Annotated in this window: 13 protein-coding genes and 5 pseudogenes; 11 read left to right on the forward strand and 7 right to left on the reverse strand. The window is 65.5% G+C overall.

The window, feature by feature from the left end:
* Positions 1-9: 9 nt before the first annotated feature.
* Both ABZ078_RS14755 and ABZ078_RS14760 read right to left on the reverse strand, forming a co-directional pair.
* The gene (locus ABZ078_RS14755) at positions 10-930 is read right to left on the reverse strand and encodes a helix-turn-helix transcriptional regulator (protein ID WP_356575166.1); all 921 of its coding nucleotides are present in this window, start codon (positions 928-930) and stop codon (positions 10-12) included.
* Positions 931-1,064: 134 nt separating this feature from the next.
* Positions 1,065-1,295 (reverse strand): DUF397 domain-containing protein, encoded by a 231-nt coding sequence (locus ABZ078_RS14760; RefSeq protein ID WP_356575168.1) that lies wholly within the window; start codon positions 1,293-1,295, stop codon positions 1,065-1,067.
* 263 nt (positions 1,296-1,558) lie between these two features.
* Between ABZ078_RS14760 and ABZ078_RS14765 the strand changes: the two genes are divergently transcribed.
* The 3 genes from ABZ078_RS14765 (at position 1,559) to ABZ078_RS14775 (ending at position 4,146) form a co-directional block, all read left to right on the forward strand.
* Positions 1,559-2,056, forward strand: a complete 498-nt coding sequence (locus ABZ078_RS14765) for an ATP-binding protein (RefSeq protein ID WP_356575170.1) — start codon at positions 1,559-1,561, stop codon at positions 2,054-2,056.
* A gap of 176 nt (positions 2,057-2,232) precedes the next feature.
* Positions 2,233-2,427 (forward strand): hypothetical protein, encoded by a 195-nt coding sequence (locus tag ABZ078_RS14770; RefSeq protein WP_356575172.1) that lies wholly within the window; start codon positions 2,233-2,235, stop codon positions 2,425-2,427.
* Between the two features lie 447 nt (positions 2,428-2,874).
* Positions 2,875-4,146: a hypothetical protein gene (locus ABZ078_RS14775; RefSeq protein ID WP_356575173.1), complete on the forward strand. Its 1,272-nt coding sequence runs from the start codon at positions 2,875-2,877 to the stop codon at positions 4,144-4,146.
* Positions 4,147-4,202: 56 nt separating this feature from the next.
* On the opposite strand, the gene ABZ078_RS14780 is transcribed toward ABZ078_RS14775, so the two are convergent.
* Together ABZ078_RS14780 and ABZ078_RS14785 are read right to left on the reverse strand one after the other, a co-directional pair.
* The gene (locus ABZ078_RS14780; RefSeq protein ID WP_356575175.1) at positions 4,203-5,330 is read right to left on the reverse strand and encodes a hypothetical protein; all 1,128 of its coding nucleotides are present in this window, start codon (positions 5,328-5,330) and stop codon (positions 4,203-4,205) included.
* Between the two features lie 2 nt (positions 5,331-5,332).
* Positions 5,333-6,565 carry a restriction endonuclease gene (locus ABZ078_RS14785; RefSeq protein ID WP_356575177.1) on the reverse strand — a complete coding sequence of 411 codons (1,233 nt, stop codon included), beginning with the start codon at positions 6,563-6,565 and terminating at the stop codon, positions 5,333-5,335.
* 392 nt (positions 6,566-6,957) lie between these two features.
* Here ABZ078_RS14785 and ABZ078_RS14790 point away from each other — a divergent pair.
* The 4 pseudogenes from ABZ078_RS14790 to ABZ078_RS14805 all read left to right on the forward strand — a co-directional run.
* Positions 6,958-7,047: pseudogene (locus ABZ078_RS14790) on the forward strand (SAM-dependent methyltransferase); the annotation flags it as partial.
* A gap of 749 nt (positions 7,048-7,796) precedes the next feature.
* Positions 7,797-7,978, forward strand: a pseudogene (locus tag ABZ078_RS14795) (transcriptional regulator); the annotation flags it as partial.
* Positions 7,979-8,008: 30 nt separating this feature from the next.
* Positions 8,009-8,698: pseudogene (locus ABZ078_RS14800) on the forward strand (aquaporin); the annotation flags it as partial.
* Positions 8,699-8,755: 57 nt separating this feature from the next.
* Positions 8,756-9,024: pseudogene (locus ABZ078_RS14805) on the forward strand (pyridine nucleotide-disulfide oxidoreductase); the annotation flags it as partial.
* Positions 9,025-9,055: 31 nt separating this feature from the next.
* Here the strand turns inward: ABZ078_RS14805 and ABZ078_RS14810 are convergent.
* Complete coding sequence (locus ABZ078_RS14810; RefSeq protein WP_356575179.1) at positions 9,056-9,433, reverse strand: metalloregulator ArsR/SmtB family transcription factor; 378 nt, start codon at positions 9,431-9,433, stop codon at positions 9,056-9,058.
* A gap of 340 nt (positions 9,434-9,773) precedes the next feature.
* Between ABZ078_RS14810 and ABZ078_RS14815 the strand changes: the two genes are divergently transcribed.
* From ABZ078_RS14815 to ABZ078_RS14830, 4 genes and pseudogenes are all read left to right on the forward strand, one after another.
* Positions 9,774-10,094, forward strand: a complete 321-nt coding sequence (locus ABZ078_RS14815; protein ID WP_356575180.1) for an RHS repeat-associated core domain-containing protein — start codon at positions 9,774-9,776, stop codon at positions 10,092-10,094.
* A 21-nt stretch (positions 10,095-10,115) separates the two neighbouring features.
* On the forward strand, positions 10,116-10,460 hold the full coding sequence (locus ABZ078_RS14820; protein WP_356575182.1) for a hypothetical protein: 345 nt from the start codon (positions 10,116-10,118) through the stop codon (positions 10,458-10,460).
* Positions 10,461-10,726: 266 nt separating this feature from the next.
* Positions 10,727-11,623 (forward strand): annotated as a pseudogene (locus tag ABZ078_RS14825) (IS630 family transposase); the annotation flags it as partial.
* 693 nt (positions 11,624-12,316) lie between these two features.
* Positions 12,317-12,613: a hypothetical protein gene (locus tag ABZ078_RS14830; RefSeq protein WP_356575184.1), complete on the forward strand. Its 297-nt coding sequence runs from the start codon at positions 12,317-12,319 to the stop codon at positions 12,611-12,613.
* Positions 12,614-12,754: 141 nt separating this feature from the next.
* Here ABZ078_RS14830 and ABZ078_RS14835 read toward each other — a convergent pair whose 3' ends face one another.
* Together ABZ078_RS14835 and ABZ078_RS14840 are read right to left on the reverse strand one after the other, a co-directional pair.
* Complete coding sequence (locus ABZ078_RS14835; RefSeq protein ID WP_356575186.1) at positions 12,755-13,168, reverse strand: PIN domain-containing protein; 414 nt, start codon at positions 13,166-13,168, stop codon at positions 12,755-12,757.
* Positions 13,165-13,395, reverse strand: a complete 231-nt coding sequence (locus tag ABZ078_RS14840; protein WP_356575188.1) for a CopG family transcriptional regulator — start codon at positions 13,393-13,395, stop codon at positions 13,165-13,167. Before ABZ078_RS14840 ends, ABZ078_RS14835 begins: the two co-directional genes overlap by 4 nt.
* Between the last annotated feature and the right edge of the window lie 19 nt (positions 13,396-13,414).

The following is a 13,414-nucleotide window of genomic DNA, read 5'->3' on the forward strand; positions in this document are numbered from 1 at the left end:
CGCGTGCCCCTAAGGGGTGGGGGAATACCGTGCCTTCGTCCGGCGCAGCCGCTCCAGCGACTCGCGCGGGTTGAGAGCCTCGTCGCCCAGCCGGTCCAGGGCGATCCGGTACTCCTCCGTCTCGTCCTGGTCCTCCAGGAAGGCGGCGCTCTTGATGTGTTCCAGATAGACGATGTCGGGCAGATCCACGCCACCGAAGCGCAGATAGGTGACCGGGATGGCGGGCGCGGAGGCGTTGGTCGCGTCCAACGGGACGATCTGCACGGTCACATGAGGCAGCCGCGCCATCTCCTCCAGGTACTCGAGCTGCTCGCGCATCACCTCGCGGCTGCCCAGCACCCTCAGCAGCACCGACTCGTCGACGATCGCCCACAGCCGCGGCGCGTCCGGACGGTTCAGCAGCTCCCGCCGCCGCATCCGCAGCTCCACACGCCGCTGCACCTCACGGGCCGGCGCCGACGGCAGCCCGCGCTCCACCACGGCCCGGGCGTACGCCTCGGTCTGCAACAAACCCGGTACGTACTGGAGCTCGAAGGTACGGATGGTCGTCGCGGCCTCCTGCAGTCCCACCAGCCGGTCGAACCACTCCGGCATCAGCCGCTTGTCATAGCGCTGCCACCAGCCCGGCTCACCGGCACGCCGCAGCAACTGGAGCAGCACCGACGCCTCGTACTCGTCGGCCTCGTACTGCTTCAGCAGCGCGCGGACATCGGCCTCCGTGGGTGGCCGGCGGCCCTTGCCCGCCTCGATGCGCGAGAGCTTCGCCGGACTGAACCCGACGGCGCGCGCCGCCTGCTCCTGGGAGAGACCGATGTCCTCGCGGATACCCGCCAACTGGACGCCGACCAGCAGCTTGAGCAGGGTCGGCGCGGGCTCGGAGCGGGTCAGATACGGTTCGAGGCGGGAGATGCGAGGTGACTCGGCGGACATCCTGACTCCCCGTGGACCGGCATACGACAGACCGCATTATCGCATCCCGCCGCCCCGTGCCGCCGGAACCGCAGGAAGTGGAAGGATCAACTTCCGCTTCCCGCCGGCCTTCTGACCCTGTGACGAGCCCCGGATCACGCCAGGTGGTCGAACTCTCCCTCCTTGGCGCCCGCCAGGAAGGCGGTGATCTCGGCAGGTGTGTAGACGAGGGCCGGCCCGTCGGGATCGCGGGAGTTGCGCATCGCGATGCTGCCGTCGCCCAAGGTGGCCACCTCGACGCAGTTGCCCTCGGCATTGCTGTGCCGGCTCTTGATCCAGCGGACGCCCAACGAGCTTGCCCGCACGCCGTTCGGTGCTGTTGGCACTGCACTCTCCTTGCTCACGTTCCGCCACGGGTGCGCCCGGCCGCCCCAGCGGGCCCGGTCCGCACCTCGTGCTCTGCGTCGGCGCCACTCGCGCAATTTCCCGTGAAATTGCACGGAGACGCCGTCGGCGTGGATAATAGTCCGTGGCGTAACTGCTGCGCAGTGGCCCTGTCCTGACCATGTATCAGGGAGATGTTGTGTCCTTACCTGCGTACGAAGGGCTCCGACTGCCCGGCAGCGCCGCGTCCCGAACGGGGTTGAGCGTGACCCCGGACGCACCGCCCGGTGCCCCGGGCCGACGTCATCTCGCCCGGTCCGAACCACCGCGTACGTCCCCCCGCTCGGCCGCTCTGCGCCTCACCGGCGCCGAACGGGACTGCGGTGAGGCCCGCGACTTCGTCCGTCGCACGCTCGGCGACTGGGCGCTGGACCACTGCAGCGCCGACGCCCTCATGGTGGTCACCGAACTGGCCGCCAACGCCGTACTCCACGCCGCACCGGACTCCGCGGCGCACGCCCCGGCCCGCGGCGAGGCGGAGATCTGGCTGCGGCTCAGCCTGCGCCGCCCCGCCCACCTGGTGTGCGCCGTCACCGACCCGAGCGACAGCCCGCCCGTGTACCCGCACACGAGCGACCCCCTCGACGAGAACGGCCGCGGGCTGCGCATCATCGACGCCCTGTCCGAGCACTGGGGCTGGACCCGGCGCCAGCCCATGGGCAAGACGGTCTGGGCCATGCTTCCGACCGGCCCCCGGACCTGATCCGCCGACGACCCCGAGCCCCGGCGTGCACGGGACATTTTCATGATGGGCGCGCAGGGGCCACGATTTCTCCTCAAATACGATCCTTCGGCTGTGTTGTATGTGTTGCTCGGACATGGGTTTCCTGTCCGACTCCACAGAGCCTGACGGCGACGACCAGCGAAAGGACCGGCATTGTGACGCGTAGTCCTGCCGAGAACGTTCACCTGCCGATCTACGAGGACCTGGTGCGCGAACGCGGAGACGTGGTGGCCGCGGCCCAGATGGCGGCCGCGCACACCGAGGGCCAGGCGGCGGAACTGCTGGGCGGCGGCGAGCAGGCCCACTGGGACAGAGCGACCGGACCCCAGTCCCACGCCGACTTCGGATGACCGGTTGGCGCCGGACGATCAGGGCCGGCGCGATGCCGGGGATCACGCCCCGACGGCGAACGGCGTCGGCGGGACGACGCGGTGGGCGGTGGGCGGTGGCCGGTTGCTGACTGCTGGCTGCTGGCTGCTCCTGCACGGCGGACGGTCCGTGCCGCAGCCCGCGAGGACCGGCTCGTTGAGCCCTCGCTCACGCCCCTCCGGTCGGCTCACGCTGCCCCGTCACGGCATCACGGCCCACTCGGTCGCCGGGCGGGGCCACTGCTGCGCCCGGGGAGCCTCCTGAGCCGCACACGCCCCGGCCGGGGGCCGCTTTCGAGCGCCTTCCGTAGGCCCCGTCCAGGCTGTCCGTGAACGCGGAACTCGGACAGGTCGAACGTGACAAGTGGCCGGACCGGCTCCAGATATTTGTCCACGTATGGCCCACATCCTCGTCTACAGTCATCCGCTATGAGACGCCTTGCGAAGCAGACACGAGATGACGCGTATGGGTCGAAAAGGGATTATCAGGATCTCCATCGAGTTCGAAGCGTCAGGATCTCTCCGGGGGCGACTCCGGAGAACCGCGTCACCTTCACTTCAGAGGCCGTCGTCGGCGTCGAAGGGCTTAGCATCGCTTCTTTTGGCGCCTACATCGCAGCCGAGGCTCCCATCGAGCTGACAGCACACCTCTCTTGTGGCGCCACCACACTGGATGCCGTATTCAACCTCTCTGTGGACTTCACCCGAGTTGGGCACGCATTTCTTACGGACGAGCGAGGGCCGATTTACGTCGATCTTTCGTGGTTCGGTCCCTACGCGCTCAATATGTGGGGACTCGACATAGGCCCGGCTGCAATCCCGGATGGGCTCACGCCCAGGGATGTTCTTGCTGGCGCAGGAAGGTCCATAGTGCCTGAAACGTACTACCTGGATCACGGGACCGCACTGAATGCCGATCTCGAACCGTCGACCACTTCGACCGTGACAGAGGAAGGGGACTGGCTGGACTTGAAGAAGTGTTCCTACTGCGGGCGCCTTCTTCCAGTCGACATGAAAAAGCCAGGGTCGCTCGCCTTCCATAAACACAATGCGAAGCGCACGCTGCACCAGAATGAATGCAGAGCGTGTAAGAAGTGGAGAATTAACGACAACTTCAATCCTTCTCGAACCGTCGACCAACATCATGAGTCATCGGTGATAACCCGCGAGAGGAGGATATTCCTGCAGGAATCCAGCATTCTGCAGGAAATCAAGAAGCGTACTGGTGAAGGCTTGAAATCACAGGTCTGGGAAAGATTTGGCCGACGTTGCTTCAATTGCAGGAGGAGCCTGTCGCTCAACCAGGTTCAGCTGGATCATACGCGTCCACTGGCGTACCTGTGGCCAATCGATGAGCACGCTACATGCCTCTGCGCAGAATGCAACAACAACAAGAAGGATCGCTTCCCGGTAGATTACTACAGCGACTCGCAGCTTCGAGACCTCTCGCACATCTGCGGCCTGCCTTATGAGAACCTCATCGAGAAGCGCGTCAACCTCGAGCAACTCGACAAAATAATCGGGGACATTGCCAAATATGCCGCTACCTGGGAACCCAGAACATTCTTCTCAATAGCGCGGAAAGTCGAAGAAATTCACCCCGATGTCAAACTCGGAGAACTGCTGTGGCAGGAAAGTCCGGAGCTCTATGACGATCTCCACGCCCGTGCTGCCGCTGTGAGGATGATGGTGGACGACTGACGTCCGGGTTGAGCCTCAGGGGTATGCGCTGAGGCTCAACGTACTTCCCCGGCAGACTAGGCGCGTTGGAAAAACAGCATGTGGTGGTGCTTCGTCAGGCCTTTGTCCTTCAGGCCGTGATTAGATACCTGCTCGACGTTTTCAACGGTCTCGCCAACGAGTTCCAGGTGACCCTTCCCCAGCTGCCTCAGATCCCCTACGAGATCGCCGCGACCACCGCTCCCAATGTGTACCGCCATTACGCCGCCTGGTTTTAGTAGCTGAGCGCAGGTCGTGAAAAACTCGATGTAGACACTGGTTGACTTGGTTTGCTGACGCTCCAGAAAGTCCAGACTTTTGGTGTGGAAGTCCGTTGCCTGCCAACCGCAGAACCACATTCTCAACCAGTTCGGTCGATCAAAGCGCATTCCGATGAACGGAGGGCTGGTGATAATTGTGTCGACCGGTTCCTTGATCTTATCCGGTAGGTCCCTGAAGTCGCCGTGAAAAGCCTCGCCGCGTAGGAAGCTCGGTGGCAGCGGTGCAGCGAGAGCTGAGGTCACTCTATTCTGCAACCGTTCAATCAGCGACTTGTACACGTACGCGCCGGTGGGGTTGAAAGGAGTGATCGGGTGAGAGGTCCGAGACAGGGCATAGGGCCTGTTCCCGTGCAGCACGTGCAGCAAAGAAGCCCACATGAAGGCGTCACCCTGGACTCCTTCGGTCATGAACACCTTACGCGCTTTAAGGACCTCAAGAAGCGTCTCTGGATGATAATAGGCAGATACCGAAGCATTGAGGCCGAACTCGGCTTCAACAAGATCTTCGGCGCTGAGGTCAATCGTCAGCATTCGCTTCTCCAGCCTGGAGATCTGCTCAAGCGCTTCGTCCAGGCTGGGAGGGCTCATCTTGGCCGCGCCAACAGTGGCTGCGAGCGGGCTCTTGTCATTGGTGATTGCCCTTCTTCCGAGAAGGGCTGCCTCGAAGGGAACGGTTCCCACTCCGCCGAGGGGATCCAACACCCTCCCGCCTTCCGTGGAGAAAGACTTGACGAGCCAGTGAGCCATGGCCGGCTTGAACTTCCCCTGGTAAGAGCAGAGGGAATGCAGTTTGTGCCCCCAGGCGCGGCTGGCATACGCGCCTTGGGTGTAGGGGAGCAACGACTGAAATTCTTCAATCGCTGCTTCCAGGCGAGACCGTTCCACAATCAGCCCTTCCGGAAGATGATTTCGACCTGATGAAGCGCACTGCGGTCACGGGAGTACCTGCGAGCAATCACTTCGTCAGACACGACTTCGAGTCCAACGGACTCAGCTACCTCGACAAGTAGGCGATCCGTGGGGACGTGAACTCCGTAGAACTTGGAGTCCCCGATGTCGAAGATGAATTCTCCACCACGCTTCAGGCTGTGCTCTACCGCTCGGAATACTTGCGTCATGTCAGAGAAGTACTGGCGGACCAGAAGCGGGATTCTTTTGTCAGGAGACGCCGCATCAAGCGCAGAGGCCACCTCTTCGACGCTTTTGTACGTGTGGTCCAGGGTGCGGGTCTTACTGACATTGTTGATGCCAGCCGTCACAGCCCTCCTGCACAACCCTGGAAGCTCCTTCTCGGCTTTGATGAAGTCGAGAATCCAAAGTTCGATCTTAGTGTTCCGGAAATAGTTCGTCCCGTTGAGGTAAGGCGGCGACGTGATGGCGAGGTCGAACCGATCCGATTCGCCGGAGAGAACCTGACGGCAATCCTCGGATAGCTTGGTCATCGCGGCCGACTGGTCCGGAATCATGTTGATGTCACGAACCATTTGTTCAACTGTGGAGTGAACAAACCCCTGAACGTTGACGACTCGCGTGACGTATTCGTTCGGCCGTCGCCGCCTCAGATCTGCTCGGCGGGTCATGTGGGAGCTAGCCACAGCGTTTGAAGCTACGGCAAGCAGCAGTAGGTCGCGAAGCCACTCGCGATCATCACCGATCTGGCAGGCGAGGTCTTTGATGGCGAGCAGCGTTCTGAGGTGATCTTCTTCGAAGAAGTCACGCTTGGGGAAAGCTTCATGATACGGCGAAAGATCAACGAGTTTCGCATTCCGCTCGAAATGGTCGGAATGAAGGCGCTTCAGGAACTCCTTGGCCGACGCCTGGAACTCGGCTTGATGCTGTTTGGCTCTGCGTGCCGCGTTGACCTTCGTCTCTGCCACGAAGGACATGAAGGGGTTGATCTCCGAGTAGGCGGATGCGATACCCGCGTGAGATGCAACCACCTGCACTGTTCCCGAACCACCGAATGGATCGTATACGTTTGTGATCCCGCCGCGGCGAGCGAGTTTCTGACGAACGTAGTCCGCGGAAAATCCTTCGACGTAGGGATACCAACTGTGGACGGCTTGATTCCTGTTGTCTCTGAAGGTGACACCGAGATCGAGGGTGCTTTGTTGCGTCACTGGTTCCCTGCCGAAGGGGTTGTCGGATGGTTGCGATAGTCTATATCAGTGCAACTTGCCGCCAGACTGGGCGACTTTGGCCCTGAGCTGCTTTGATGCGAGTGATCATGGCTCCGTAAGCTTCGGGCGCGGCGAGCAGTCCGGGGAACCTGCCCGGTAAAGCACGACGTTGGGGCCATGATCTTCGGGGCTCGCGCCAAAGGGACTGGTTAAAGCGGTGGAGCCGGCCGCCCCAAACCCAGCGGGCTTTCTCCTCTCTGGCCGCATGCACGCAGCGCGGACGACGGCGAGAGCGTCCAGGGCCGTGAGCCCCCGACCTGATCGCCCCGACCTGATCACCCCGGCCTGATCGCCCCGACCCGCGCCACCCTGGAAGCCACCGGCCGCCCCTGGTCGGCAACTTCTCCGGCGTTCAGGAAGCCCGCGACGACATGGGCGTGCCCTGGACGAACCGGGACGGCATCCGCGAGTGCATCCCGCCGCCTGCACCGAGCACGTCGGTGACGCCCTGTACGCCTCCTGCTGGAGGTGGCCGCGGGAGGGACACATCCGCAGGGTGCCCCTTCCCGCCCCACCACGTCGCCGTGCTCCGCGAGCACCTTGCCGCCAGCGGCACGGCGGACGTCGGACGGCTGTTCTTCAGCGAGCAGGGACCGGTCGTTCCGTACCCCAAGGATCGAGTCAAAGGCAGACTGTTGAGGCTCACCGGGCCAGTCGACGCCGGCCTGATACGGGCGCCCTTGCGTGGAGTCGGTCCGGCAGCGCAGTCTGGCCGGCTACGCCGAGGACAACGAGTGGCAGTCGCCCGCGCGCTGGCACCACGGCCGCGACTACCGCTGCTGGACGAACCCACCTCTGCTCTTGACCGCGCAACCGCCGATGTGGTGCTGGACGCCATCGGGGAACTCGCGGCCGAAGGAACGTGCGTCGTCATGTCCAGTCACCGCCCGGAGGAGGTGGCAAGCCGCTGCACCCAACCCGTGGAAATGGACGCAGGGCGATGCGACGGCGGGCATCACCGCGAGATCGCCGACCGGTCGGGACGAACGGGCCCTGAAGAACCGCCCGTCGAGCGACACGAGAGCGATGCCGCTGCATCTGGATCTGCCGCTGCATCTGGTCGTCGACGGCGCCCGTCAGCGCAGGACCAAGGGGAACTCACACTGAGCGCGCACCGTGCGCCGTGGCCGCGCGGACGGCGACCATGAACAGTTTGCGCATGCGCGCCGGGCAGACCCACCTCCCCGACCGTCTGAGAGCGCTGCGCGGGCCAGGGCCGCCGAGACGGACCCGTGCGGCTGGTACACGTACTACAAGCTGCGCCCGGACGTCATCGCTCAGCCGGCCGGTCAGCTCGCCGACCTGGCCGAGTCCGCCCGTACCGCCGCAGAGAACAAGAGGGCCTGCCCATGACCCCCGCCGAAGCCGCGTAGACAGCGCACACCGCGCAGGCCCCTGGTCGCCCGGGCCGCCGCCGAAATCATAGGCACCGCCCTCCTGGTGGCGGTCGTGGTCGGCTCCGGCATCCAGGCCACCGAACTGACCAAGGACGTCGGCCTGCAACCGCTCGCCAACTCCACGGCCACCGTCTTCGGCCTCGGCATCCCGATCCTCCTGCTCGGCCCGGCCTCCGGCGCGCACTTCAACCCGGTCGTCACGCCGGCCGAGTGGTGGACGGCGCGACGCGGCGGCGCCGGGGTCACCCTGCGCGAGGTGGCGGTGTACGTACCCGTGCAGATCGTGGGTGCGATCGCGGGCGCCATCCTGGCTGACGCGATGTTCGGCGAACTGCTGGTGGAGTGGTCTACGCACGACCGGTCCGCCGGGCACCTGCTGCTCGGCGCGGTCGTCGCCACCGCCGGGCTGATCCTGCTGATCTTCGGCCTGGCCCGCACCGACCGGCTGCGGATCGCGCCCGTGGCCGTCGCCTCCTACATCGGCGCCGCCTACTGGTCCACTTCGTCGACGTCCTTCGCCAACTACGCGGTGACCATCGGCCGTGCCTTCACCGACACCTTCGCGGGCATCGCGCCCGGCGCCCTCGCGGGGTTCATCGCCATGCAGCTCGTGGGCGCCGCGGTCGGACTGGGGCTGGTGGCGCTCATCTTCATGCCCGGACGATCGGCCGAGTGACCCGTGGCGCGCAGGTGGCAGTGCTCGGAGAGGCCCCCGCCGACTACCACCTGCGCCGCCTGGCAACCCGCCTGGGACTCGCTGCGCCCGTTCTCTCCGGCCGCCTTCTGCTCGCTCCCCCAGCCCGGCGAGACGTACCCCGACACGCAGGTACGTGGCGGAGTACCTCACCGACTACGAGAAACGCTTCTCAACTTCTCGGCATGGAAACAGACTCCGGCACCTGGCACGCCCGCGCGCTGATCAGCGCGACCGGCACCTGGTGGCGTCCTTCCCTCTCCGTCGTCCCAAGCCGCACGGTCTTCGACGGACGCCGGCTGCACACCGGCACCCACCTGACCGGATCTGAAATGCCGGTCAGGCCGCGGCCGGCGCGACGGTCAGCAATTTGCCCATCGCTGCCAGCACGGACGGCTCGATCCGGTAATAGACCCAGGTGCCGCGCCGCTCGGAGGTGAGCAGGCCGGCCTCCTTGAGCTTCTTCAGGTGGTGGGAGACGGTCGGCTGGGAGACGCCGACGTCGGAGATGTCGCACACGCATGCCTCGCCGCCCTCGTGCGAGGCCACCGCGGAGAACAGCCGCAGCCGTATCGGGTCGCCCAGAGCTTTGAACATCCGGGCGGCCGTCTCGGCCTCCTCGGCGGTGAACGGGCGCTCGGTGAGCGGCGGACAGCACGGCGCCACGGCCTCGCCGTCGGCGGGGTCCAGCAGCGGCAGCACCTTCGTATGCGACATGCATCTATGTTGACATACGTCGATCCAGGCGGGCGAGGGTGAGATGGCCCTCAAGCGCGGGGGAGGTGGGCGGCGACATGCCGGGCGATCCGGGTGGCGTCCCGGCCCGCCCCGCGCGGGGAGTTCGACGACAGGCCGCGCCGCCACTCCAGGGCCGACGAACGCCGGCCGCGGGTGCGTCAGCGGCACCTCTTCGCGATGGCGAGGATGCCCGGACGCGTCGAGAATGCCGAGCGGGGCGAGGCGGTCCAGGTCGGGCCGGTAGTCGTTCGGTGGCCGACAGGCACCCATCACTACTCGCCAGTTCGGCAAATGTCTATGTTGGCGAGCATCGAATCAGATGCCATGCTGGCCCGACCCGGAGACCGGCCTCCACTACAACTTCCACCGCCACTACGACCCCGCCAACACCCGCTACACCAGCCCGGATCCCCTCGGCCTCACGCCTGCCCCCAACCCTGTGGCACGGGTCCACAATTCCCGCACATGGGTGGACCCGTCCGGTCTCGCCGGCTGTGAGGTCGCTTACGGCAGGGCAGCGGATGAGGGCGAGAACCTCAAACGGTGGGCGGAGGGGGCTGTTGACAAAGAGGGGCACGGCATCGGATATCGCGTGTCGCGGACGCCGACGGTACGTACCGGGTCGCCACCTACTGGTTGAACCCTTGACGGAAGGTTGACTGTGTCTGAACTGAAGCAACTCATGTCACAGATCTCCACGGGCGGGGTGAATGGCGGCGCCATGGGGATCCCCGTCGAGGTCCAGCGATTTATCGAGCAGCTGACTTTCGCGGATCCTGAGAATATCTGGGAGTCGCTGCAGGAATTCCTGGCTGAAGACTGGATGGCACTCCCGGTCTGGGCGCGCAATCTGGCTTTCCGCCTGCTGTGCCTACAACGGCCTGATGACGTCGAAATCCTGGGGCAAGCCGGGGCAGATCTCCTGAGTTTCGGCCCCGACTGGGATGAGTTCGCGGAGAAAATGATGGCTCGATCCGAGGAGCTGAAGGTAAGGAAGAAGGGGTGAGCTCATTCAGGTCTGGGACGGGACTTGGACAGACGCTGCTCAATTCTGAACTTGCCCTGGCCGGTGGCTACTGCCATGGTTCAGATCGGAATGGCTCCGAGGGTGACGGCCCTGCGGCGGGGAGCGCCGAAGGGGATCGGTACCGCAGGTGAGAGTCGATGCTTATTGATCGGAAACGGTAGGTGTTCTGGGTCGTTGTTCCCTGTGTGAGTGAACTGGTGGGGGACGCGCGGCGGTTGTCGCCGTCGGCGCAGGAGGCCCTTCGGCTGCGGGCGGTGGCCGCGTTGGTGGCGGGCCGGACCCGCGAGGATGTCGCGGCGATGTTCCAGTCTCGCTCAGGGCCGTGGACAACTGGTGGGCGAAGTGGCTGGCTGGTGGGCGCGAGGCGCTCGTGGCCCAGCCACGCGGGCGTCGGGTCGGCGGGCATCAGCTTCTGGGCGGGGTGGAGCAGCGGGCGGTCCGGCAGGCCGTTCTGGATCACCGCCCCTGTGACCTGGGCCTTGCCGGTCGGCTGTGGACGCGGGCCGGAGTGGGGAACCTGATCGCGAAGCTGTACCGGGTGCGGCTGACCGAGCAGGGGGTGGGCAAGTACCTGCGCCGGTGGGTGGGGTGGGGGGGTGGTGGGGCTGTCCTTCCAGCGTCCGGACAAGCGGGGCGTCGAGCAGAACCCGGAAGCGGTCCGCGTCTGGCGGGAGGAGACCTGGCCGGTGATCCGCGCGAAGGCGAAGGCCGAGGGTGGTGAGGTGATCTTCGCCGGCCAGGTCGGCATCCGTTCCGACCAGGTCACCGGCCGTACCTGGGGTGCCAAGGGACGCACCCCGATCGTGCGCCGCTCGGGCAACCGGTTCTCGGTGAACGCGATGTCCGCGATCAGTACCAAGGGCTGGATGCACTTCATGGTGTTCACCGAAACCTTCGACGCCGACGTGATGTGCCGCTTCCTGGACCGGCTCGCAGGCCACTTCGACCGCAAGGTGCACCTCGTCGTGGACGGCCACTCCGCCCACCGCTCCCGCAAGGTCCGCGCCTGGCTCCCCGATCACCCGGACCGACCGGATCGAGCTGCACTTTCTGCCTCGTACTCGCCGGAGCCGAACCCCGACGAGCTGGTGAACGCCGACCTCAAACGGAGCCTTCCGATGCACAGCCGGGCCCGCGACCAGGTACAACGTCAGTCGGGTGTGAGCCGTCCTGGTCCGAAGACCCAGCCGTTGACGGTCACCGAATTGAGGGGCTGCTCCGAACCCGGATCATCGGGTCACATCTGGCGATCTGCCGGACGGTCGGCGGCCGGACGTACAGTGCCGGGGGGCGTCGCTCCCGGGGGACGGGCGGCGGACGCAGGGCATCCTGCAGGTCGAAGGTGTGGCATGGACAGCAGCGAGTACGACGAGTACGAGGCCATTGTCAGAGTCCGGAAAGGCGCGCGTTTCGCGCGGTCGAGGAAGACAGAGTGCGCTCATCGCGGCATGACACGTGACCCCGACACCAATCAGGTGGGTCAAGCCGAGATCTTCTTGAAGGAGAACGAGCCGGATCCGGTGGCGGCGTACCCGCAGGGTTTGCTCGACTCTGACCGGCACGAGTCGGAGGCCCGAGCGTAGGATCGCGGAGTTCGTCGCCGAGGTACTCGTCCAGATCGGCTTCAGGGTGCGGAGAAGGCCGCGCCGCACGTCAGGAAGTGGTGGTACGAGGAAGCGCTTCCGGCAGTGAAGGCGAAGTGGAACGACCAAGCGCTCCCGTCCGGGAAAGCGAAGTGGAGCAGCGTGGCGCGAAGCCGCACGAGTGACCGCCGGGCTGAGGTCGCGGAGGACCTGCAGGAAGTCGTCACCGTTTCAGGCGATCAGCGGACGACCATGAGCGGCGCGGAGGTGCGGAAGCGGTTCACTGCGGCTCTGATGGCCCGGATATACAGCGATGGGCAGCTACGGCTGTTGCGCAACGCCCGGGTCGTGGACGAAGGGGAGGACGGTCCGGTGGAGCCGGGTGCGACGGAGGATCTCTCGCCTCAGCGCATCGGGGAGCACCTCGCGTTGATGCTGGAGGTGAACCCTTCGCTGCTCGGCGAGGACACTCTGGCCGAACGCGGGAAGCTCGTCGCGGGCGCCCAGGGCATCGTGCCCCATGGGCGGCCGAAGCGACCGCACCCATGACGACCCCATTCTCCTTCCCGCCGGCCGATGACACCTGGAGCACTTGGTGCCGCAGTTTGTCGTCATGGAGCGACGGGAGCCTTGAGTGTTCTTCGAGGCTGTTCCTTCAGGCTCAGCGCGCGATGTCTCAACAGCAGATCGTCACATCTTGATGACTGTGACGCGCCGGCCGCACAGTGCAGTGAGGTCCTCGGGGTCCGAGGTGAGGATCGTGACAGGCCCCGGGGCGGCGAGGGCGGTGGCGCTGAGCATGGCGTCGATGGCGTACTTGTGGCCGTGCAGGCTGGCGTCGGCCAGGAGGGCGGCAGCGTGGCGGGCGATGGGCTCGGTGACCGGTTCGACGACAAGGCGGGAGAGCGTCCACTCCAGGGCCGGTCGGTTGATCCGAGGGTGGACCACCTCGACAAGAGTTGCCGCGGAGGTGATCACCCGCAGGTCGTCGGCGCGGGCGAGGGTGAGCCAGCCGGTGACGGTGCGGTCGCGCAGCACGGCCTTGGCCAGACCCTCGCTGTCGAGGACCAGGGTGCCGCCGGGGACGGCGGGGGATCGGGTCATGCGGCGTTTGCCCCGCCTGGCGTCTGCTGCTGGCGGGCCTGGTGGAGCTGGTCGCGTAGAGCCTGGATCTCCTCGTCGGTGACGGGTCCGTGCTCGGCCTCCGCAACCTGGATGATTTCGTTGAGGTTGTCGCGTTCGATCTGGCGGGCCACGGCGGCGGCTACATAGGCGGACAGCCCTGAGAGGCCGCTGCGGGCCTTGGCCGCTTCCGCGATGTCACGCGGCATAGTGATTGCGTTCCTGCAG

It is taken from the genome of Streptomyces sp. NPDC006385 (genome assembly GCF_040612485.1).
GTDB lineage: Bacteria > Actinomycetota > Actinomycetes > Streptomycetales > Streptomycetaceae > Streptomyces.

Coding starts and splice junctions, on each gene's coding strand:
- ABZ078_RS14830 (WP_356575184.1), top strand. CDS start 12,317: ATGAGCGGCGCGGAGGTGCGGAAGCGGTTCACTGCGGCTCTGATGGCC.
- ABZ078_RS14755 (WP_356575166.1), bottom strand. CDS start 930: ATGTCCGCCGAGTCACCTCGCATCTCCCGCCTCGAACCGTATCTGACC.
- ABZ078_RS14835 (WP_356575186.1), bottom strand. CDS start 13,168: ATGACCCGATCCCCCGCCGTCCCCGGCGGCACCCTGGTCCTCGACAGC.
- ABZ078_RS14815 (WP_356575180.1), top strand. CDS start 9,774: ATGCCATGCTGGCCCGACCCGGAGACCGGCCTCCACTACAACTTCCAC.
- ABZ078_RS14810 (WP_356575179.1), bottom strand. CDS start 9,433: ATGTCGCATACGAAGGTGCTGCCGCTGCTGGACCCCGCCGACGGCGAG.
- ABZ078_RS14775 (WP_356575173.1), top strand. CDS start 2,875: ATGAGACGCCTTGCGAAGCAGACACGAGATGACGCGTATGGGTCGAAA.
- ABZ078_RS14840 (WP_356575188.1), bottom strand. CDS start 13,395: ATGCCGCGTGACATCGCGGAAGCGGCCAAGGCCCGCAGCGGCCTCTCA.